This is a genomic window from Candidatus Poseidonia alphae (assembly GCF_943787815.1).
GTDB classification, from domain to species: Archaea; Thermoplasmatota; Poseidoniia; order Poseidoniales; family Poseidoniaceae; genus Poseidonia; species Poseidonia alphae.
The window spans coordinates 245,495-268,783 of record NZ_CALSNW010000003.1; the positions used below are offsets into that span (position 1 = coordinate 245,495).

At 49.2% G+C, this 23,289-nt stretch carries 11 protein-coding genes and 1 tRNA gene; 3 read left to right on the plus strand and 9 right to left on the minus strand.

The window, feature by feature from the left end:
* Positions 1 to 78: 78 nt before the first annotated feature.
* The gene (locus tag AAA857_RS05895) at positions 79 to 13,884 is read left to right on the plus strand and encodes a type IV pilin (RefSeq protein WP_338174032.1); all 13,806 of its coding nucleotides are present in this window, start codon (positions 79 to 81) and stop codon (positions 13,882 to 13,884) included.
* Between the two features lie 158 nt (positions 13,885 to 14,042).
* Positions 14,043 to 14,723, plus strand: coding sequence for an HAD family phosphatase (locus AAA857_RS05900; RefSeq protein WP_338174033.1), 681 nt, complete (start codon positions 14,043 to 14,045; stop codon positions 14,721 to 14,723).
* Positions 14,724 to 14,728: 5 nt separating this feature from the next.
* Here the strand turns inward: AAA857_RS05900 and AAA857_RS05905 are convergent, their stop codons facing one another.
* Positions 14,729 to 16,378, minus strand: coding sequence for a metallophosphoesterase (locus AAA857_RS05905; protein ID WP_338174034.1), 1,650 nt, complete (start codon positions 16,376 to 16,378; stop codon positions 14,729 to 14,731).
* Between the two features lie 66 nt (positions 16,379 to 16,444).
* Positions 16,445 to 17,137: a CinA family protein gene (locus AAA857_RS05910; RefSeq protein WP_338174035.1), complete on the minus strand. Its 693-nt coding sequence runs from the start codon at positions 17,135 to 17,137 to the stop codon at positions 16,445 to 16,447.
* 81 nt (positions 17,138 to 17,218) lie between these two features.
* Between AAA857_RS05910 and AAA857_RS05915 the strand changes: the two genes are divergently transcribed.
* Positions 17,219 to 17,291: transfer RNA gene (locus AAA857_RS05915), tRNA-Val, on the plus strand.
* Here AAA857_RS05915 and AAA857_RS05920 read toward each other — a convergent pair.
* The 7 genes from AAA857_RS05920 to AAA857_RS05950 form a co-directional block, all read right to left on the minus strand.
* On the minus strand, positions 17,292 to 17,597 hold the full coding sequence (locus AAA857_RS05920; RefSeq protein WP_338174036.1) for a hypothetical protein: 306 nt from the start codon (positions 17,595 to 17,597) through the stop codon (positions 17,292 to 17,294). It abuts the tRNA gene before it with no gap.
* 4 nt (positions 17,598 to 17,601) lie between these two features.
* The gene (locus tag AAA857_RS05925) at positions 17,602 to 18,666 is read right to left on the minus strand and encodes a hypothetical protein (protein ID WP_338174037.1); all 1,065 of its coding nucleotides are present in this window, start codon (positions 18,664 to 18,666) and stop codon (positions 17,602 to 17,604) included.
* 4 nt (positions 18,667 to 18,670) lie between these two features.
* On the minus strand, positions 18,671 to 20,386 hold the full coding sequence (locus AAA857_RS05930) for a formate--tetrahydrofolate ligase (RefSeq protein ID WP_338174038.1): 1,716 nt from the start codon (positions 20,384 to 20,386) through the stop codon (positions 18,671 to 18,673).
* 94 nt (positions 20,387 to 20,480) lie between these two features.
* A complete protein-coding gene (locus tag AAA857_RS05935; RefSeq protein WP_338174039.1) occupies positions 20,481 to 21,875 on the minus strand; it encodes an SPFH domain-containing protein in 1,395 nt (464 codons plus the stop codon).
* 2 nt (positions 21,876 to 21,877) lie between these two features.
* Entirely contained in the window at positions 21,878 to 22,501 is a 624-nt protein-coding gene (locus AAA857_RS05940) for a hypothetical protein (protein WP_338174040.1), read from the minus strand.
* 18 nt (positions 22,502 to 22,519) lie between these two features.
* On the minus strand, positions 22,520 to 22,783 hold the full coding sequence (locus AAA857_RS05945; RefSeq protein WP_338174041.1) for a hypothetical protein: 264 nt from the start codon (positions 22,781 to 22,783) through the stop codon (positions 22,520 to 22,522).
* 1 nt (position 22,784) lies between these two features.
* On the minus strand, positions 22,785 to 23,168 hold the full coding sequence (locus AAA857_RS05950) for a hypothetical protein (RefSeq protein ID WP_338174042.1): 384 nt from the start codon (positions 23,166 to 23,168) through the stop codon (positions 22,785 to 22,787).
* Between the last annotated feature and the right edge of the window lie 121 nt (positions 23,169 to 23,289).

The window sequence follows — 23,289 nt, forward strand, 5'->3', positions numbered from 1 at the left end:
ACGTTATGCACCCCAACTCCTATAAGGGGTGTAAATCGTGGGACGCACTGCATACAGTCCGTATGAGGTGAATGACCTATGTTGGGAAACAAGAAAAACCAGAATAAGACCGTCTTCGGCGGAATTGGAATTGCACTGCTATTGTGCGCTTTGATGGCACTCATGCCAATGAGTGGATTTATGAGCAACGACAGTGCAGATGTTGAGTTTGTTGAATCAAGCACAACTGGAGAGGAAGATTTCTTCCGCCTCCCCGATAAAATCGAAGAGATCGAATACGAATATGACCCATCGCTTGAACTACAAGGGATGAGAGACGAGAAAACCAAAGCCTACCTTACTGAGGACGGTAACATCGCACAATTGATTGCCACAGAGCCAGTGCATTACCGAACAAATGAAGGAACCTGGGAAAACATTGATGTTAACATCAAAGCTATGCCAGAAGGCTGGAGTGTTACCGAGAACACCTTTGTAACTCATTTTGGACCTGAAGCCGGCAGCGGTATCATGGTTCAAGCCAATCAGTTTGTGGATCCTGTACTTTCAGGATTGAATCCTATGCTGGTGACGCTCGATGAGACAGGGACTGCTCCGGAACCTTACTTCTCCGCTCCAAGTACAAGCGGTATCGAAGTTGGTGGAAACGTCATCCGATACCCTCTCGCTGAAGGATTTGACCTGGATTACACTGTTGACTCAACGCAAGTCAAGCAGAACCTCGTCGTCCGTGAAGCACCAGTACTCCAAGAAAACGCAGTATGGTTTGGCCTCTCAGAAGGCCTACGAATTCCTGCAGGCTACGCCCTATACTCCGGTGAAACCCAGTTGGGTGAGGATGTCTTCCAAACCAGTGAAGCACTCCACATCCGTAGCATCGAAACCGGGGAAGTTCTTTTGGAAATTCCTACTCCAGTCATCATTGATGCAACCGGTGCAGAACCTTACACAGGTACCTTCTTCGTTCAAGTCTATGGACCCGATGTGATTCTCACTACCGTGGTAGAGACTTCATGGCTTCTTTCCGAAGACCGAGTTTATCCAGTTGGAATTGATCCAACGCTCAAGGTCAACGTGGGCTCTGGAGGTTACTGTTATGTTTACTACGCCAACTGTTACAGCAACAACCTGCGATACTTGTACAAGTATTACAGCAGCGTATACTACCTCCCTTGGCACAAGGTTACCTTTACCTCAAGCAACGCCCTTCCTACTGGCGCTGCAATTCAGAGCATTCAGTGGAAGGAACACATTTCCTCCCTCAGCTATGCTTCAAGCAGTGCTAACGTTAACGTCAAGATCATGCAATCCTGCGGCCTTGACAATAAATACAACTCAGCTGTTACAACACGAAGCTGCAGTTCGAGCGCCATTTCCCCAAGTTATGTAACCCAGAACTACGGTGGAACTGCTGGACGTTCAATGGTTTCATCGATATGGAACTCTGCTACAGTCGGGACAATCAAGGCCGGCGGAACCGGATGGAAGACCGGAACGCTTTGTAACACTGCTACAGCCTGCTCTTCTACAAGTGGCGGAATTGGATTGATCAACTCGGCTTTGTCGAACGCCGGTACCTCGAGTGGGTCCGTCGGAGTCGGCGAACAATACACCGGTTCCCGAATCTTGCGATACGGATACTCGAGTGGATCAAACGTTTACCACCTTGCAATGGTTTACACCGGCGGTACAGATGCGGATGCCCCAACCTCCGACTATGTGCCTTATACTGGAATCGATTCTTACATTGAAGGAGAGCGAACGTTCTTCATCACCTTGACCGATATGTCCGGAATTGATACAACATCATCCAACGCTCCTAAATTGTTCTACTCAACAAACGGTGGGACCTCATGGGCTTCGACAAGTTATGGCCTCGGTTCAAACAACCAATTTGATGCGGGTGAACTCGTATCCATTGGTTCGTGCAGCTCAACAACAACCGATTGCAAATTCAAGGCCCGAACACCTGATGTCACGTTTGGAGATGACTTCCGATACTATTGGAAGTATCAAGACCTGAACACAGGAAGTAACGGACCTAACGTTGGACACGAGCCTGCATTGACAGGAGCTCAACAAACGCCTACTCCTTATCAGTTTGATGTAGTGGATCCAGCCAATGCACCGGCGACCTCTAAGAAGATGACCGTCTTGACGACCGATGTCACTGCCTACAGTTCCTGGAACGCTGGTGGAAACTTTGACCGTCAACTGACCTACTTCGCTGCTAACGATGAGTACTACTTTGAATTTGATACATCTGCATGCGGTACGGGCTCCTCGTCCTGTTTCTACACAGGAACCAGCACGACCTACGGAAACTGGCTCGCTCGCTGGAGCGACAAGCCTGCGTACGGTTACTGGGGAATGAACTCCTACACCAACAAGGGTAACCAAAACCTATGGAACAACAACGGTAACGGTTACCTTCAGGTTGCTGCTAAGGACGGACCTGGAATGAACCTCATCATGCACTACGACAGCGTAGACAACGCATGGGCAACTGTAGGAATTGGTACAGAAACCGGTATCGAAGCGGCCTTGACAGGTGGCTCCTCGGCTTCCCTTTCCTACTCCTATGGTTCATACACCAAGGCGTACAAGTTTGCAATCCCTGGAGACATCACTGGCGACTTTGGAATGTTCACCTTCAACAGTACTGCAAGCTCAACCACAGCTAACCGATTGTGCGTTACGACCAACGGGTGGTACTACTTCTACCGTGCTACTAGCAGTTACGACCGATGTACTCCTGCTTACTACATGATTTACGGGAACCAGAACTCGTACCGCTGGAGCGGCTTCGCAATGGGTAGCAGTTACTACGGCCGTCAAGCAAGCACAGGCGATATCACCTACAAGGTCGGTAACGTCGCCCCTACGCCAGATATCTACAAGCCTACGTTTACGCACACCGCTATGGCGGATTCTCACTCGAAGATCCGAACTGTTTCTGTAAGCATCATTGATGCTGGAGATCCTGCGAGTGGAGTAAATACCAGTACCTCTGCAGGTGTTGGGCCAACGCTCTACCATCGGATTACTCCTGATGGTGGCTCTGCAGGCACCTGGACTACAACGGTCATGGACCATGAAGCTGGCAACCAACGTGACGACTGCTCACTCAAGGAATGCACATGGACTGCTGAAATTGAAGACTTGGAAGTTAACGACTCGGTTGAATATTACTTTACCGCTCGTGACGTCTCAACGGTATCTGCTGGAATCAACATCAACACCTCATCTACATACTCCTTTGAGCGTGGCGACCCTAACAAGGTATTCGCTGTTGAATGGCATGACATGAGCTACTACACGTACGGTTACCTCTGTACTGTGCAGGCTCTCTTCTACGACGTCACCAACGAAATTGAATTCAAGTATGATTCAGGATGTTCTGCTAACTACGAATCCTGGGAAATTGGATACATGGACCAAACCCGAAACAAGGGAGACAGTATCTCCAACAAGGGCGGCAGTTACAACAGTCAAGGGTACACACCTATGGCCAGTAACTTCAGAATTCACACAAGTGCTACCGCTGACGGTTGGGAAACCTTCGATAAAGGACTTGTTGAGTTGGCGAATGCTAACACCGCACTGAGTGGCTCTTCCAATGGACGACCGTATGCGTATTACTGCTGGTATTACTTCTCCAGCTACGCTAACCAGTGTTCTGCTAACATCGACATTCCTGCAGGATTTGAGTTTGATTACTTCGGAACAACCTATGATGGTGATGACAGCAACGATCGTGTGCAAATTAACCGACAAGGTTCAATGTTCTTCCTCGACAACGGAAACACCAACGTACAGCGAACACTCTGGACATGGCATCAACCAGAACTTCCATACAAGGGAAGTTCATATGCCAAACCCGGTTTGATTGCTCCTTTCAATACAGTTTACAACAACTACTATTGTTTCGTTACAAGCAACCAGGACTGTTCCACATACTACCGTGTGATGCCTTACGAAGGTAAGGGTACAGATGTCTCAGCAGATATTACTGCCGACCCTAATTGGGACCTTACCGACAGCCCAATCCGAATCAACCCATCCAGCAAGTACCTCGTGGTCAGCTCAGATTTGACCATCGAGCCTGGTGTGGAAATTCAGATTGCAGCGGGCAAGGGGATCTCCTTTGACGGCGGATGTACCAAGTTCTTTGCTAACGGAAGCGCTACCGCTCCGATCAACTTTACCGGAATGAACGGTGCGGATTGGCTCGGAATGGCGTTCACTAACGAATGTACTACTGCCGGTGGAACCGATGATCGCCACGTGTTCAAGAACGTTAACTTCAACGACACCACCGATTCAGTCTTCCGCTCTGGAAGTCGCCATGACGGTACAGGACCTTCGTGTGGTTCGGCAACAGCCGACTGTAACACAGGAAACTTCACCATGAGTGATGTGACCTTTGAGAACGTAGGCTCTGTCTTCACCCACGGAAGTGGACAAGGCACATCTGTTTCAATGACTGATTTCACCGTAAGTGGTGTAACAGGGTCATGTTTCGACTTTGCAGAAAACACAGTTGCTGTCCTCATGGAGGGAACTGTAACCAACTGTAACACAGCTGGAACAGCAACCGATGGAGCAGTCATGAGCGTTCCTGGTTCAACTTCTGGTCTCCTCCACATGGAGAACATGAGCTTTACCAATTCGTACAAGAACTTCATTGATGTTGATTTGGAAGACCTCTTCCTCAGCAACGTTACAGTCGTTTCACCATCGACTTCTGGAGCTACTTCTGGAAGTGCTATCACCTCTGATGCTGGTCCTGACAGTGATGTTTACATGTACAATGTTGAATTCTCAGGACAAGCATATGCTAGCGCTACTGTTGCTGCAATGGAATCGATTTACATTGATGGCTTGGACTTGATGACGACCTCATTGGATGTTATTCCTGGTGGCAACTCGCAGACTGGAAACGGTCCTTCGAGCACCAGTATGACACTGATGGACATCACCAGCGGGGACCTCACAATGAAGAGAGTCCACCCTGGCGTATTTGATGACATCACAGCCAATGCGGTTTCCCTTACTGGAAACCACATTACTTCTGAAGTATTGACAATGAACGGCTTTGATGCTGACTCCTTTACCGTCACAGGTTGCGGATGGAGCGTTAACATGGTTGCACCAACTCTAGACCGAGTCAAGAGTTCTGCATCGTGTGCTACTTCCAAGAACACAATGACAGTAAGCGATGCGACCTTTACGCACGGCTCCTCAACCGAGCACGTGATCGATGGACGTAACTCTCACATCACTGTGGGTGAATCGAGCATCTCAAGCACAAGTGCGGCCGCTTCAGGACCGTATGTTGCTAAGGCTCGTTCCGGTACCAACATTGTTTTGATTGCGAGTGACCTTAACGGAAACGATTGTTCAGGGTCAAGTGGTGACACAGGAAGCTGTTCGATTGATGTTTCCTCATCAAGTTCCAATCCTTCAATGGTGTACTTTGGTGGCCTTGCTTCCGTTCGTCTATATCGATTGGATTCCTCGAACCAACCAGCATACAAGGCTAATCACGTCGTGACCACATCACTGGTTGATGCCAGTTTGTCTGAAATGTTCCAAGTTGGACTTCACAAGACCAGCTCTGTACAAAGCGACCTTGGTAACGCATCTGTCTGGGTTGTAGTTGGCGACAGTGATTCCAACTCGTTCGAAGACCATATCATCCGTGCATTCGGATCGGCCGGTCAGAATGAGACCTACCCGGATAACTTCCCTGACGCTACGCTTAACAGTTCGTGGTACCCTGCTGCAGGATTCACCCTTGGAACACATATGGATCTCAAATTGGAGCCTGCTCCAATTACGTTCAATGACCCAGCAACCGACTGTAACGCAATGCGAAACAACGTCAACTTGTCTGGTGCATACACCCCCTCAACCGATACGTTTGCTTGGGATGACACTAAGATTACCATCACTGAGAATATCTTGATTGATGGATGTCACCTTCGCATGGATGGTGGTGTTCTCCGTGTACAAAGCACTGCAACGAACGCTCCAGTGATCACCATAACATCCGGTGGCTCATTGACCGTTACAAATGATGGTACAGAGGCAACTCCAGGTACCATTCGTGCAGTGTCTCCGACCTATGGATTGAACTTGGATATCCAAGATGGTTCCCTCGTCCTTGACAACGGCATTCTTCGTGATGTTGCTTGTGATACCACAACAATGGGATGTTTGAACATCAACAATGGAGCTACGCTCATCATGATGGACAGCGGTACAATATACGGTTCCTCTGCTACTTCTGATGAAATGGCTACAGTGAAGGTTGACGGTGGATCGGTCAACATTGATGGTTCCTCAATCATTAACGATGGACAAACAGGAACTGCTCTTTGGGTTCAAAATTCAGGTGGAACGATCACCGACATCACCGTGAAAAACGCTGCTGTGGGTATTCAAGCCTACAACGGAGCTCCTCAAGTTGATGGATTCATCGCTAACGGTAACACCGTCGGTATTAGCGCATACGGTGGTATGTCACTTCCTACCATTTACCGCAGTACTATCCTTTCAGGAATGTCTGCTGGATGGGAAACATATGAAATCGATTTGTCCACTTATCTTGGAACAGGGGAATACCTACAAGTTGGAGCCAATTCCATCTATGCTGGTGGAAACGCTCACCCAACGTACAACTACTTTTCCAGTAAGTACTACTTCATTACGGACCGAATGAACATTCAGTTTACCGATGATAACGGAAACTCCTGGAACGTTACAGATGGAGACCAAAAGGGATACTATCCATACTCCAGCAGTGACCCAGCCATCAACAGCAATGCTGATGTCGGAAGTTACAGCGGTGGTGTTGGTGGTGCTCCTTCATGGCATTGCAACTACTACGGTTACGATTACGGACCTAACTACCAAAGCCAAGACGGTTACTATTACTACATGCATCGTTATTGGCTCAACCAAAACGGCAATTCCTATCAGCAACCTGATGAATTCGGATTCCGCTGGGAAAGCATCGAAGATGTCTCGCCCACTGGCTACTACCAGTCACGATACCCGTACAAGTACTGGGGCTACTATTCCCCTGCTAACTACTTCCAAGGTGCGTTCTCTCCTCCTGAAGGAGCGAACGGACAAAGTGGATGGGTCGGAGCAGGTAGCCCACCTAGCTACGCTCAAGGTGGATACCCTAACAACTACGGAATCTGTCTTGATTATGCTTACACCTACTACATGAACGCTGGTCAAGGTGCCCGAACTACCTTCCCAATCGTTGACATTTCTGGTGCAACAGCCTACGGTGGAAACATCTCCAAGGTTTCGCTTTGGATCGACGTTCTTCACAAGGGAGCAGACAATTACCAGGACCGCTATGACTTCGTAGCACGTTCCGGTAACGACCCTGCTTCACTTGGCGAATATGTCCGTGAATCCGGAACTGCCAAATTTGAGAACGGCCAGATTATTGGATCCGATGTTGGACTTGACATTGGTGGCGCTTACGCTGCTGGTGTTTTCGAGAACATTGAAATCACAGCCCCAACAACTGCGGGTGTTTACGTGACAGGTTCCACTGCAGCTTCATCCTCGAACATTAACGTCACCGGTGGAGACTACGCAGTACTCGCTGGAACAAGTGCTTCAGGCCGTTTCGACCTACAAAATGTGGACTTTGAAAATCAGAATCTTGCTGGAATTTACTACCTCAAGAATTTGAACACAGAGTTCTCGGGAAGCATCACTGGTGGACAAGGTCCAGCATTGAAGTACGGGTTGGACACGGACCGTTCAGTTGAACTGAGTGGATTATCTATCAAAACGAACGCTATTGGAATTGAATCTCTCGGTTCCACTGACTTTGTCCTCAAAGATGTTGAATTGAACAACACACAACACGATGTGGCAATGTCCGGTAGCTCATCGATGGACTTCATTGAAGGCGACCTGAATATCTCAACAGTTGAAGTCACAGGTACTGGTGTCTTCACACGAATGCGTGAAGTTGACATTACAGTGACAGCTGACGTCGTTTCTGGTAGTACAACCACCACCGAAGATGTCGAGGGAACCAACGTTGTTCTCAAAGATCCTGATGGTGTAGTAACTGGAATGGCGGAAACCGACAGCAACGGTGTCGCTTCAGACTTGACCTTCGTCACACAAACTGTTGATGCGGGCTCTTGTTCATCGGTCTGCACGCCTAGTTTGACCGGGTACACAGCCGTAACAGTGGCCACTATCGACTATTTCTGGACAAGCAGCTCAAACAACGCTGACTTCCGATACGCCTTTGAAGAAATGTCATTGAACAATATGCCTGACAATGTAGAAACCATTGACCTGGTGGAAACCTTTGATTCCCGTATCTGTTACCGCTATACAAGTACCTCATACATCCAGCAGAACGCGTGTTCAAGCCTGGGTACCGGAAGTACACGAACATTCAGTAACGGCCTTGTTGAATACGGATACTATTACACGATCAGTGGAAACGATATTGCAGGTGAAACGGTTATGTTTGATGCCCCATTCCTATACCTTGATGGGGGTACTCACAACTGGAACCAAACTGATATCATCTCAACCGCTTCCTACACCTTCGACAACGCAAACCGATTCTACCCTAGTTACAGAGATGAAGTCAACCTTTGGATGCACAACACCAACATCACCGCTACAGCAGTAAGTAGCGAAGGGGAAATGCAAGGGTTCCAACTTGGATACCAATACTACAGCATGAACCTGGACATGGACCGAAGTTCCATCTCTGGACTTGCTAGTATTTGGGGTTCAATTGGATACGGTAGTTACAATGAATATGAATTGGATCACTTCCAGATCACCAACAGCACCTTTACTCACTTCAAGGGATACACCGCACTGAACAGCGCTATCCAAAACACCGACATCTGTGTCCAGATTAACGGTGGAGAAGAAAGTCTGATCTACAACAACACATTCTATGACTGTGGTGCAGGTGTCCAATTGGAGCGCTCTCCGTACTATTACTCCCACTCTGCGAGTGAACTTGGTGCCGACAACGTAACCATTGACAGCAACAGATTCTACGACGGTGGAGAAATCGCAGACGTTTGGGTCTATTCATCGAGCCAAGCCGACGGGACGATCATTACCAACAATGAGTTCAATCCTAACGGTGGAAGAGCGATTTCAGTATATGCTGGAAAGGCAACAGACATGTTGATTCAAGACAACACAATTGTAGGCGGTAAAAACGCCATCAGTTTGAACACTGTTAGCAACTTTACCATCCACAACAATACCATTGGTGGTATCAGTGACCCTGCGTCAACCGGTATCCAGGTGTTCAAGGGAACAGGTGATGTCACGAACAACACTCTAGTGGATGCCGACGGCGGAATTTACCTCTCGGAAATGCGCAGTCCTCCTCAGCCCACGAACTCGTTGTGTTCAATCTCCAGCAGTGGATATCGAACCTCTGACAGTTGTAATTTCAACCTCGCTTCAGGAAAGTCTGCAGACGTCAACCTTGGTACAGACAATTGGGGATACGAAATCAGTATCACCATTGACCTACCTGACGGCACAACCGATTCATGGGGTACATACTCCTTCGGTAGTAACACAGAATACCTGCCTTTGAAGACCTACAGCGATGCAGGAGCCTACACACTTACCGTGCGAGACTCCTTTGGTGACGGTGGCGCTACAATCAACGTCCTTGAATCAACCGGTGGATCTACTGGATACGCCGGACCTGACATCAGTGGAAACACCATTGGGCTCTCTGCTGGGCGAGTATCTCCTAACGCAGTCGGAATCACTGCCGTAGACTGTGATGCAGTCACAATCCTTTCAGGAAGTAACACCGTTACACTCGGTGACAATGCAATTGTCATCGAGGACTGTGATTTCAGTGACGAAGGTTCAACGCTGACCGGAAGTGGAGATGCCTCCACAGCTGGTATCGTCGGCGATGACACAAACACCTTCATCAACCTTGATGGAACCACAATCAGTGGGTATGCAGTCGGACTAACCAAGGAAAACGGCGACCTCTCGATGATCGGTGGAACCGATATCGCTGGCTCTGATTACGGTGTCCAAGTGGAATCCACATCGGTTACTGCAATAAACGCAGCCGTTGATGGTGGAGCTACTGGAACAGGTCTCTATGTTGTAGACAGCAGCGACGTTTGGGTTTACCCAATGGATGCATCCGGTCTCATCGGTGTTCACATCGATAATACCCCGTTCCGCTGGGACGGTGGTATTTCGGATGCTACAACCGCAATCTACGTTGAAGATTCAATCGGTAGCGTGGAGAACCTAACCTGGTCTGCATCAACAACGCAGATTAACGCAGGACCTCGCTCCCACGTAACTTCAATCGGTAACACACTGCTCAGCGGTGCTATCACCATTGACTCGACATCGATTATTGACGAAGCCAACCTCCTGTCGATTGAAACGACTCACCTTGGTGACCTACCACAGGACGAAGTTGCACTTCTCGTTACATCAACTGACGACGAGCGGGCTTCCTACGTGTCGACTTCCTTCCAACCAGAGACCATGTCTGTGGACGGAAGCAATGATGACTGGGTCGGCGGAAACGCACTCAACCCATCAGGCTATGCAATGCCTGGTAACATGAGCGGAGACGGAACCGATGACTTCTATGTGACCTATGTTGAAGGAGACAGCCTGTACTTGGGTATGACCGGATCAGATTTGACATCCTCTGACGTATTGATTTACCTCAGTGTAGATGGTAGCGGGTCCGATGTTGGATACAACGGACTAGGTGGAGCTCACAACCTCCCATTCAGTGCGAACTACGTGCTTTGGGCAGACAGTGACTCCTCATATGACCTCTACAGTTACGGTTTCCTTGGCTGGACTCGTTCCGCATTGAGCACCGCTAACGTGGATGCAGACTTCTCCTCTTCACTTGGTGAAATCTCGATCCCATGGAGCCGTATCGGTGGAATGCCTGACCAAATCGACATCGTCGCAATCGTTCAAGAAGAAACTACTGCAGACATTACTACAGTTCACCCATCCCAAGCATTGGATGGGACCGCAACGCTTCAGAACCTGACCAATTTCATGACCGTGGAATTGAACCATGGCGATTTGATGACAGGAACCCTCAACGATGAAGTTCTCGTGTACCGCTCCTACAAGGGTGTTGCAACCGCTAGCGAAGCAAAGAACTACAACATCATGTTGAAGACACCAGCTGACTGTGCTTACGACTGGGCAACCATCGAAGATGTTTCAATGGCTACCAACGTGGCCTTTGACGACAGTTACACTGCTGGAACCGGTGATACGACAGACGTTCGTGCAACCGTTGACATCTTGCGTGCATGTCCAGTGATCGATACTGAAGCTACTGCTTCTCCATCGGATGGTCTTGCATCGTTCGATAAGGATGAGGACTCTTCGGCATTCACGTTCAGTCTCACAAACCTTGTGGACGATGTTCAGGATGCTGAAATTGACCTTGACTGGGTCGTTACTGAAGGAACCCTAGTGGCCTTTGACAACGTCTTGGTTGATTGGGCTCAGAACGGCCAAGATGTCACCATCACACCGCTCACTGACCAATTCGGAACTGTAGTCTTCTCCTTTGAAGTCACAGACAGCAACGGTTTGACCGACAGCCACAACATCACTTACACAGTGAACAATGTGAACGACAAGCCAGTGATCTGTAACAACGAGCGTGTTCTAACTGACTGTATGCCTATCATCTCTGAAGATGGTTCGTTTAACAACATCCTGCCTGAAGGGTTCGGAATACACACCAAGTTCCTTGGTGACGTATCCAACGCTACTCGCTCCTACATCCGGGACATGGCTAACGAGCAATCGCCAAGCCGTCAAACCTACACATGGGGCGCAAGCATCCCAACAACCTGTGAAGCATTCACAGTCGATGTTGTCAACAACGAGTTGACCATTACTGAGAACACAGCAAACGAAAAGGGTGGCACTTGTATGATGACCCTCTCTCTATCTGATGATGGAGCAGAGAATGTCGATGCAGACACCTTTGATGTTGCCTTCTCCGTATCACCGGTCAACGATGCACCAGTGATTCGAGATTGGGATGCCGCTAACGGTACAACGATTGTGAACAAGGCTAACCTACCGATCAACCAGGCTTGGAAGCTTGTCATGACCGAAGACGATACCAACGAAGACAACCTAACGTTCGACCTCTCTGCTGTCAAGGCTGATGTTGACCACGAAATGGACGACCTTCTTTGGACCGTTGAATCGACTGACCAGTGCACATACACGAACTACTTCACAGCAACCATCATCGGAGACGACCTCGTCTTTGACCTGATTGAAGATGCTGCAACTGACGTGCCTAACGAAGAGCGTGACTACCTCAACAACGCTGGTATCCACCAGATTCCACCGACAGGCAGTTCATACTGTGAGATCACTCTGGTTCTACGTGACACACCAACTGCACCTATCGTTGATGGCGAATACAACACTCACATCCCGAACTACGATACCAGTTTGATGCCTATTGCTGATTACGAGCAAGGTGTTGCAACCAAGACCATCGGTGTGAAGGTTACCAACGTCCCAGAGCAAGTCCCAGACTATGCCTTCGACGCTGTGACCGGATTCAGCTTCAATGGAGTTACTAACGTCATGACCGGAACATACATCCCAGTCACCGTCACCATTGACGGCGCTGGAGACCCTGGACCGTACCGTTACGACCACATGCTCGCTGTGACCTACCATTCGGATGGACACACAGACATTGAACAAACTCGTTACTACGATGTGCCTGACTACAACACTGCGGTGAAACTCACTGAGGACGTTTACGTCACCAGAGATACAACACATGTTTGGGTCGAAATGGATGTACTCACTTGTTTGGATAACCCATGTGACTTGACGAAATCAACCACTGATCGTTTCATCGCTGACAACCCTGAATCACACTACCGTGTGATCAACGGTGTTCAATCCGATGAGCCATGGTCCGCCCCTGGTCGATATGGACAAGATGCAACAGCATCCTCTATCCGTCGTCCATTGCTTGAAGACAGCAACTGGTGTAACAACATCATGACCTCGCTTCCAGCCGCTGACCCATGTAACGCAGCCGACCAAGATACCGCTGACAGTTCGTTCCTCTCGACAAGTCAAGACATCCCAACCGTTGTCGACACTGTTGGAGCAAGCGCAGTTCCTTCCTTTGCCCCAAGCATCATTGCTGTGTCTATGGTTGGTCTCTTCGTGAGCGCCCTAACCTTCTCCAGCCGCCGTGCTGATGACGAAGAAGAAGTGGTCGAACGCATGAAAGACGATGAAACTGCAGTCAGCCCTGTGATCGCTACCATCCTGATGGTTGCTATCACCGTGGTTCTCTCTGGTGTCATCTATGTCTGGGCGTCTTCGCTCGCTGAAACCGACGTCAAAGGCGTACCTCGTATCACCTTCCAAATGGAAGATGTGAACGGTGTTGACGCTGATGAAGGCCACTGGAGAATCTCTGTGATGAACGCACAAACGGCACTTGCAACACAAGCTGTTGAAGTCCGTGTGATCTATCAGAACTCAACAGGCGGTCAGAGTGTGGTTACGGTTAATCTTGCTGAAAGCGCTGGCGTGTACGGATTTAATCCGGCGAACAGTGACTCGTTTGTAACGTTCGTTGATTCTGTCGACAGAGACGGTAATCGGTCAATTTCGACCTTCAACTCTGGCGATACAATCTTTGTTCGCACACACGCACCAGACGGTACACCGCTCACCGGTGTTACGATCACCATCACCTATGCTCCGCCTAACGGCAATGGAGCAGAATTGACGAAGTGGTCGAATCTGGCTTACGACAAGAAGGCTTGAAGTCTCAGTTGAGTTGTTACGACAATACTTCACCTGCAAGCAGGTGTCTGCAGCCGTGAGGCTGTATCCCAGCGGGGAGCCCCTAACAGGGCTCCCTGCCTTGGGCGATCCCCTAGCCAAAAGCGAACCCTTTCAAACTGGAGTTGGCTGGTTGGGTTATGGTTCAAGAGAATGGGAACGTCAAACCAAGAATCGTAGTCTTTGATTGCGATGGTGTGCTTGTCGATGCAGTGAGCTCATGGAGAACACTTCACGATGCATTTGGTACGGACAACGCGTTGAACCTGAACCGGTTTATCCGTGGTGAACTCAGCGATGTTGAGTTCATGCGCTCCGATATCCAGATGTGGAAAGAAGTGCAAGATCCTATTCACCGTGACGAGTTGTTTCGTGCCTATGCTGGTGTGAAACTCATGCCTGGTGCACGTGATGTTGTCGAGAAACTTTTGGCTGAGGGCGTTTTTGTAGCCATTGTCAGCGCCGGTGTTGACATCTTTGTGAGTTCCATTGCTGGTATTCTCAAAGTTGACGATTGGATTGCTAACGGGTTCGTCTTTGACGATGATGGGTTTCTCACCGATGAAGGTGTATGCCGGCTTCACGCAACTGGAAAGAACGATGTCATTCAGCGTTTACTTGACATGAACGGGTTCAAACCCCAACATTGTGTATCGGTTGGGGATTCTGAAATGGATCTCTCGATGCAAGTCGAAGGTAGCGGTTTTATCGGCTTCAACCCAACCCGTGAATCTTCTCATGTTGCCTTTAAGGATGCAGGGGTTCCCGTTGTTAACACCAAGGATCTGAGGGATATTCTACCCTATCTTGGAATGTCTTGATTCCATCAAGCGAAGGGAATTGATATTGATTTGTGACTTTTCAAATTGATGATAGTCAACATACACGGCTTTGGCTGGAATCCGAGCATGCGCTGGTAGGATGTTTGATCCTGCCATGTGCTAGAGCAGACAAGTGTTGTACCCCTGAAGTCCACACATTCGTGACCATGAACGTGACCCGTGACAAAGATGTCTGGGACTTCCCGAATGACCAAGCCATCTTCGGGTTCGGGAGATAACGGTGTTTTTCCACCCCATTGGGGGGCTAAATGACGACGACGCAGCATTTCTCGCATGGCTTCAACGGGGTCAGCATACGTCACTGTTCTAAGGCCCGCTACGAAATCATCGATTGACTTTCCGTGGTATGACAACAACCGCACATCATGGAGGGAAAAGTCACAAGGATTACCAACAAATGTGGTGGTGTTGTAATCCTGCTGAATGTCTTTCTCAAAGGTTGGCTGCGGTTCAGCAGGACGTACTGCATCGTGGTTTCCAGGAAGCATGACGCACTCTACCCAATCGGGGAGTAATTCCAACAAACGAGCGAATTCAGTGTATTGGGCAAAGAGGTCAGGAATGGCGAGTTCCTTGTCTTGCCCAGGATATATTCCGACTCCATCAACACAATCTCCTGACAGGATGAGGTACTTGATCGTCTTTGCAAGAGGGTCAGAATGGAACCAGCGAACCATCTTATGCCACTGCGCTTCAAGGAAGGTCTTCGAACCGACGTGAATGTCTGAGAGGAAGGCCACACTAACACCTTGTTCAGCGCTGACTTTTTGATGCCGGGTTTCCAAGGGGAAATGGAGGTCATCCACATAAAATAAATCACCCGTTTGGCTGAAGGTCCCCGATACGCCAAGCACATCATCAGGCATCAGTCCTGCCTCAAGTATCGCTTCATGGGCTCTGTCCCGGTCCTCTCCTTTTCGCTTTGTCAGAAGGCAGGTCATTTCTCCAGTCTCATCTTCAAGGCCCCATATGAGGTGACCGTTTTTTGTGTATCTCGGTTCATTGACTAGACCAATTGCAGCGGCTTTGTTTTCATGTCCCTGATAGCGGTTGGTTTCAGCGAGTAGACGGGCAATTTCTTGGTGCTTTCGTGGAAGGTTTGAATTTTGAACGATGAGTTTACGGATACTTTTCAAGCGGTCGTTAAAACACGCTGTGATGTCGGACATTTTCCCTTCGGTAACAGAGTTTCCAGTGATGTCAAAGTGGACGGTAATGTCCGAACTCACATCACTGGCGTGTGTTGAAAAGTCGGATTGGTTCCAATCGGGAAGGTTGTTTCTGAATTTGATGTCCAAGGGTTTTGGCTCCTCAATCGGGGCCACGGTTCTTGCGAGGTCCGTTGGTGTTTGAGCTACAATTTGCTCAGGTCTCGATCGTAGAGGGACAGCTGTTGCTGCTGCTGGTGTTGCTTTGGTAGAACTGCCGGAATGGCCCACTGTGCTGCTCACATGTTCGATCATGGCGGTGAGCATGGAATCGTTGAGGACGGATGAAGAATAATTCAATGGTCCTGCCGCAGCAATGACTTCCATCGGGTTGTCAAGAGCCATAAGTTGAGTCTTTATGGAAGTCATGGCCAACAATTTGTGCTGTTTGAGCAGAGCAGCGATTTCGGCCCATCCCTCACCCATGGTTGCCCTTGTGCGACGACGCTTCAAAAGGTGTGTGATGAAGAATGATGAAGTTTGAATGGAAACTCATTCTTCTTCTGACCACTCGACGTCAGAACCCATTTCTTTGTCGGTGGCTGCTTGTTTTTCAGCCCAGGCCTCATCCTGCCACGGTGCTGTTTCCCGAGCAGCGGCGTCTCGGCGTTCGAGTTCGTTAAGACGCTCTTCCTCTTTCTTCACGGCCTCTTCCATTGCAATAATTTCCTTCGCTTCAGCTTCTTTGGCCTGTACCATCGCATCATCCCAGCAATGGATGGCTGTTTGCAAAGCAAATTGAACGAATCCAGATTTATTTTCGGCTCGTGTACCGCCAATCTGCGTGTGCAGAGCATTGGCCCAAGTACGTGATGCAATTCCAACATACACGGTTCCAACAGGCTTGGCTGAACCATCGTTATTTGGTCCTGCAATTCCTGTGATTGCGATTGCTATCGAAGCCTCTGCACGCTCACGAGCACCTTGGGCCATCTGAATGGCTACCCGGGCTGATACTGCGCCTTTGCTGTTGATGACCTCTTCCTCAACTCCGAGTTCTCCGACTTTTGCATCATTGGCGTAAGTGACCCATGATTTCTTGAACCATTCACTTGCACCTGCAATATCGGTCAGAGTACTCGCCAACAAACCACCCGTGCAGGACTCGGCAACGGTGATGGTGTGACCACCTTCTTTGAGTCGTCGAACAAGGCGTGCAGCCGACGCTCGGATATTGTCATCCATTGGTTCACGCTCAGCGCCGAACGGTTTTGAGGTTAACCCATTGAACGGACTCTTGAAAAAGGAAGTCCAACAGGACCGTATGGGTCTGTGGTCTAGTGGCTATGACACCTCCCTTACACGGAGTTGATCGAGGGTTCGAGTCCCTCCAGTCCCACTACCACAAATATTGTTCAATGCCACCTGTATTTTGAGCGATAACCTTCGTAATTCCAGATTGCAGTTGAAGCCCCTCAGCATCGGTTTCCTCATCGACGAGGAGAAGATGTACTGCTCTCATCCAAAGCCCATCTACTGGCGGTAAACCTCTGTGGTCAACGGCCACAAGGACATCTTCCAATTCGCTGAACATCAAGGCACCCGTTGCTTGATGCAATTCTTTGGCGCTCACGATGAGCCACCGTTTTCCTTGCAGTGCATCACGTGGAGATTCTCCAAGGTCTGCAAAATGAATGACTTCCACAATCTCACATCCGATAGCGTAACAGAGCAATTGCTCCACCCATTCCATTCAATTGGCCACCGTCATCGTGATCCGTTGAGCACTGAACCAGTGTCCCACCTAGACTTTTGAGCTGTGAGGTCCACTGCTCCCAACTCTTGCCGTTGATTTGGGCGGTTGCATCACGAAGTAGGTCTGCTGAAATCAGAAGTGTGTCTATGGCTCCCTCGTTCATGGCCTTGATCAGATTATTACTTCCATAGGCCACGGCACCATCGGTTGAGATTCGTTTCCATGCTTCTTCCAAGAGTGTGATTTCTTTCACCATTTGGTGTTCAGATAGCATCGCCCCTGCAAGCCCTTCACGTAAAACCTCATTGGCGGCGCTCCGGCCACCCATGCTGGTGGCGATTGAGACCATGGTTCGCTTGTGTCCAGCCGCTTTGAGGTCAGCCATCACTCGGTCACGATTATGTCCTGGACCACAGATGACCAACGGCAATTCCTCGTTCAATTGTTGGGTCAATCCACTGACGACCGTAGCACGAAACTGTTGATTAATGCCTTCATTTTGGCGTAAATCTCCACGCTTTCCTCCACCCCGCATGGTCCACGTTGCGCTTTCACGCAAACCTCGTCCGGTCACGAAGTACAGAATCATTTCATCCCCCTCGACAACCAGCAACGCCACCTGGCCTCGCTTGGATGCAGATACGGCTTCAGAGAGCAAATCACGGTCCATTGCGCTGAATCCTTTGTTGGAGCGGAGGACGATATCATCTCTAATTTCAACCAAATGGGTGTGGTGGAGTCCAACATCAAGAGGTGCTTGTTCAATGATGCCGTGAACGCGTAGTGTGTCGGAAAAAGTTTGATGCTCAACGGATTGGACGTGGAGTTGGATCCACATTTTTTTGCGCTCCGATTGTTTGGAACGACCTCCTTCCTCGCCTCCTGTGGTTTGATCTCTGCGTTCACCAAGCATGGCGAATGAACATCCAGGGCGAACCAATCGAGCCAAAACCCACATGTCATCAACCGACTCGACACGAAGTTTCCACTCATGCTGGTCCCGCTTGAGAATGTTCATTGCTTCACCCAAATACGCCCAGTAGATTTCCGTTTTCATCCATGTCCATGTCCAATGCAGCCGGCCGCTTTGGTAGGCCAGGCATGGTCATCATGTTACCAAGAACAGCGACAATAAATCCTGCTCCAGCATTGAGTCGGAATTCTCCGATTGGAATGGTAAAGCCTGTTGGTGCACCGAGTAAACCTGCATCATGCGAAAAAGAATATTGTGTTTTTGCCATGCAAACGGGTAAGTGCCCGTACCCCCAAGAGCGAATACGGTCAAGTTCACGCTTTGCTTTAGCCGTCATCGATATTCCATTGGCTTTGTACATCCGGGTTGCGATTGCAGTGGCTTTCTCAACGACATCAACATCGGGTTTGAACAACGGCACGAACGGCCGTCCAGAGGCTATGTGATTTTGTACAGCCTTGACAACGGCTTGAGCCAGGTCTTTGCCTCCCTCTCCACCATGTGCGTGCACTTCTGTAATGCAAACTGAAGTTGCGCCACTTTCATGCGCTGCATCTCGTATTGCATTGATTTCTGCATCGGTGTCGGATGCGAATTTGTTGATCGAAACCACTACTGGAATACCAAATGCAGCCATGTTCCTGATGTGTCGGTCGAGGTTCGTTCTTGCCCCCGAAACAGTCGCCTTCACGTTCTCTGCCTCAAGCGTAGCCTTATCCGGCCGAATTCCACCTCGGTCGCCAAATGCCCCTCCGTGAAGTTTCATTGAACGAACGGTGACGTTCATGACGACACAATCGGGCGCCTTTCCGGATGTTGCTGCTTTGATGTGCATGAATTTCTCTGCTCCCATATCGGAGCCAAAACCAGCCTCAGTTACTACAAAATCAGCACTTGCCAGAGCCATTCGGTCAGCGATGATGCTGGAGTTCCCATGTGCAATATTTGCAAAAGGTCCCCCGTGGATGAATGCAGGATTGCCTTCAAGGGTTTGAGCCAGATTAGGTAGGAATGCTTGTCGAAGCAAGAGAGCCATTGCCCCAGCCCCACCGATTTCGCTTGCCTTGACTGGATTTCCATCCGTGGACGTGCCGACGACGATTTCTCCGAGACGCTTTCTAAGGTCTGCATAGTCGCTTGCCAGCACAAGGATGGCCATGACCTCGCTTGCAGCAGTAATGTCAAAGCGGTCCTCTCGGACCAACCCGTTCGCTGGCCCACCTAGGCCTACGGTGACTTGGCGAAGTGAACGGTCGTTCATATCAATGACACGAGGCCAAGAGATTCGTGACGGGTCAAGTTTGGATTCATTGCCGTGCTTGAGATGATTGTCGATCAGTGCAGATAGGAGGTTATGTGCAGATGTAACGGCGTGCAAGTCTCCAGTAAGGTGGAGGTTGATGTCTTCCATCGGAAGAACCTGAGCGTGACCGCCTCCGGCTGCTCCACCCTTGATGCCGAAAACAGGCCCCATGGACGGTTCTCGAATGACGCATGTGGCCGCTTGGCCAATATGGCAGAGTGCTTGAGTGAGCCCAATGGTCGTGACGGTTTTTCCTTCTCCAAACGGAGTGGGGTTCACTGATGTTACCAGAACCAAATTGCCTTGTGCTTTGTTGAATCGGCTCTTGAGCGCATCCCAGGTGATTTTTGCAACCCCTTGACTCATGGGAAAAATCTCGTGAGAGGAGATGCCTAATTTCCACGCGATGGCTTCAATGGGTTCCATTTTTGCCGCTCGTGCAATCTCAAGGTCACTGGTCATGAACGCCTTTGCGTATCGTTGAGCCTTTGAAGCCGTCGCTTCATCTTGTCATCGGGAGGCGATTTTCGCACCCTGTCAAGCCTGCGGAGGAGGTTCACTCTTCCTTCATGCTGCCCAAGTAATCGGGCAAGTCAACGCCAGCCATCTTAGCAACGTCGTGAACAGGAGGTAGGCTTTGCATCAAAGACGAGACAAAGTTGGAGGTTGAACCGCCGCCTTCTGCGTTGTTGCCTGAATCCCAAACGGTAATCTTGTCAATCTTCAAGTTTGCAATGGCTTCAGTTTGACGTGCAACCAAGCCTTCAATCTTCTCAACCATCAGTAGCGTTGCAGCAGCCTTTGCGTCGCCACCTGCACTCTTGACGAGTTTTGCGTATCCTTCAGCCTTGGCTTCAAGAACAGCTCGCTGTCCTTCAGCCTCTGCGTTGTATGCTGCGAGTGTAGCGTCAGCAAGACCTCTTGCGATTCGGCGTTGGCGTTCTGCTTCTGCCTCTGCAGCAATCTCGATCTGTTGCTTGGAAACTTCTTCACGAGCAATTTCTTCTGCACGAAGGCGTTGGCCTTCAAACTCATACTGAGCCTTTTCAATTTCTACTTGGGCGACACGCTTTGCAACTTCAGAACGTTGGTAAGCGGACGCTTCACGTTCTGCAAGGTCTGCGTTGTATGATGCGATGTCAGCACGAGAAATGTTCTCTCCTTCGACCGCTTGTGCTTCTTGTTGTTGTACGAAAATACGTCGGTCGGATTCAGCGGACTTCTGACCCTTATCAGAGGCAGCTTGGTTCTTAGCGACTTCAATCTCACGCTCTCGGTTTGCGATCGCTTGTCCAACTGCACCTTGGCGAGTGGCGTTAGCACGGTCGACGTCAGCAGATGCGATTGCCTCGGCTGCTGCCTTTGCACCGATGGACTTGATGTAGTCAGCCTCGTCAGTAATGTCGGTGATGTTGACGTTGATGAGGTAAAGTCCAATCTTGTGCAATTCTGTGTCCACGTTGTTAGCAACCAACGAAAGGAACGCTTCACGGTCCTGGTTGATTTCTTCAATGGTCAACGATGCAACCGTAAGACGGAGTTGTCCAAAGATAATCTCCTTGGCCATGTCTTCAATTTGAGGTGGTTGTAGGTTAAGGAGACGTTCTGCTGCGTTTTGCATGATGGACGGCTCGGTCGAGATACCGATGGTAAAGGTTGATGGGACGTTAATACGAATGTTTTGTTGAGAAAGTGCGTGTTCCAAATTGATGTTGATGGTGAGGGGTTTCAAGTCAAGCATGGCATAATTTTGGATAAGCGGCCAAACAATTCGACCACCACCGTGGTAACATGCTGCGGCTCCTGATCCCTTGACGTTACCGTAAACGACCAGGATTTTATCCGAAGGTGCGAGTTTGTATCTGTTTGCTGCGATGTAAACGGTTGCAAGCAACACGAAAACAAAAAGTCCAGTTCCGATAAGTATCAATGATCCAACAATGTCTGCCATAATTATTCCTCTTCTTTTCTTGTGGTGGCTTTTCGGTCAAGGGGTGCTACGATGAGAATTTCTCCAATCGTGTCAACCACCTCAATCAATGAGCCGGTTTCAAGGGTTGCTGCTTCGTCGTCTGAACGAGCAGACATGGTGCGCAGCGCACCCTGGAATTCAACTTGTACTTGCCCGGGTTTGTTCGGGTCAATGCGACGGTAAACGGTCCCTCTGGCGCCAAGAGCTTTGTTATGGACTACGGTTCCGTCGGATTCCAAACTTTGCATGGCCTGGAATACTTTTGCAACGACGTACATTGAGGCTGTTCCAGCAGCGGTACCTGCTAAAACGGCCAGTACCGCATTGGTATTGTTTCCTGATTGGGATACAGCAAGTCCGAAAATTCCGAACATCATAATGAAACTGAGCAGACCCTGTAAAGTGAACATATGGAACACGCCAGCGGCGTCCATTTCAAGGTCAAAGCCAGCGACTTCAAGCATTCCATCTGCGGCTCCCGTAAGCATCACGAGCACGAAGTAGAGTAGGAAAAGGATGGTCCCAATGATGGCGCATGCTGCAAAAAGAACATCTACACCCGTGATGCCTTCAAGACCGAAAAAACCGAGAATTGAGTCTAGCATCGGTTCACCTTATTCAGTCTAGTCGGTTTTACGCTTTGATACTTTGCCCGCTTTTAACGCAGGACGAATGTAGAGGATGTAGTAATGACCGTACACAATAGGTCCAAGGGAGAAGCCAACAGCGAGCCCAATTCCCCATGCCGGTAGGTTCAACGCCCAAGCAACGGCAAGGACGATCAACAACGACAAAAGAATGGATGCTTTTTCGAGGACCATTGCATAGATGTTTGTGCCTTCATTCACTTGGTCTTTCATTAGAAAGACGTCTCCGAGGCCGCTCATTTCATCCCCACAGTACGCTTGCCCAAGTTCGCTCACAAGCCCAGATGATGAATCCGACTGTTACCACCATTCCTAATGCGGATGAACGTTGTTGCTCTTGATTGGTCTCTACTACTTCGTAAGTACCCAAGTTATTCTTGATGATTTGAGTGTATGGGTTGGTAATATAACCACCCTCCAGCTCGTTTTTCTTATCGATTTTGATGATTTGGTAGCCCGCAAGCAAAATGGTTCCTATGATGATGGCTGGTGCGGCTCCGAATATCTCTCCGAGTGCTTCCTCAAATTGTTGATAACTGGCCAAAGAGAGGTACATGCTGAGCAGTCCAAACATCATTTGTCCAAACTTGGATTGTTTATTTGCCTGCGAAATGAGGTTGTCCATGGTAACTTTAAGCGAGGGCTCGTCTTTTAATCTTCTCCTGTATTCGCTGAACAAGAATTCCAATTACCGAATCGAGAAATAGCATGAATGAATTGAAATGAGCGATAGTTATGGGTTATTC

Excerpts from the sequence above, each read along its gene's own strand:
- AAA857_RS05895 (WP_338174032.1), top strand. The coding sequence starts at position 79 with ATGTTGGGAAACAAGAAAAACCAGAATAAGACCGTCTTCGGCGGAATT.
- AAA857_RS05900 (WP_338174033.1), top strand. The coding sequence starts at position 14,043 with ATGGTTCAAGAGAATGGGAACGTCAAACCAAGAATCGTAGTCTTTGAT.
- AAA857_RS05905 (WP_338174034.1), bottom strand. The coding sequence starts at position 16,378 with ATGGGTGAGGGATGGGCCGAAATCGCTGCTCTGCTCAAACAGCACAAA.
- AAA857_RS05910 (WP_338174035.1), bottom strand. The coding sequence starts at position 17,137 with ATGGATGACAATATCCGAGCGTCGGCTGCACGCCTTGTTCGACGACTC.
- AAA857_RS05925 (WP_338174037.1), bottom strand. The coding sequence starts at position 18,666 with ATGAACATTCTCAAGCGGGACCAGCATGAGTGGAAACTTCGTGTCGAG.
- AAA857_RS05930 (WP_338174038.1), bottom strand. The coding sequence starts at position 20,386 with ATGACCAGTGACCTTGAGATTGCACGAGCGGCAAAAATGGAACCCATT.
- AAA857_RS05935 (WP_338174039.1), bottom strand. The coding sequence starts at position 21,875 with ATGGCAGACATTGTTGGATCATTGATACTTATCGGAACTGGACTTTTT.
- AAA857_RS05940 (WP_338174040.1), bottom strand. The coding sequence starts at position 22,501 with ATGCTAGACTCAATTCTCGGTTTTTTCGGTCTTGAAGGCATCACGGGT.
- AAA857_RS05945 (WP_338174041.1), bottom strand. The coding sequence starts at position 22,783 with ATGAGCGGCCTCGGAGACGTCTTTCTAATGAAAGACCAAGTGAATGAA.
- AAA857_RS05950 (WP_338174042.1), bottom strand. The coding sequence starts at position 23,168 with ATGGACAACCTCATTTCGCAGGCAAATAAACAATCCAAGTTTGGACAA.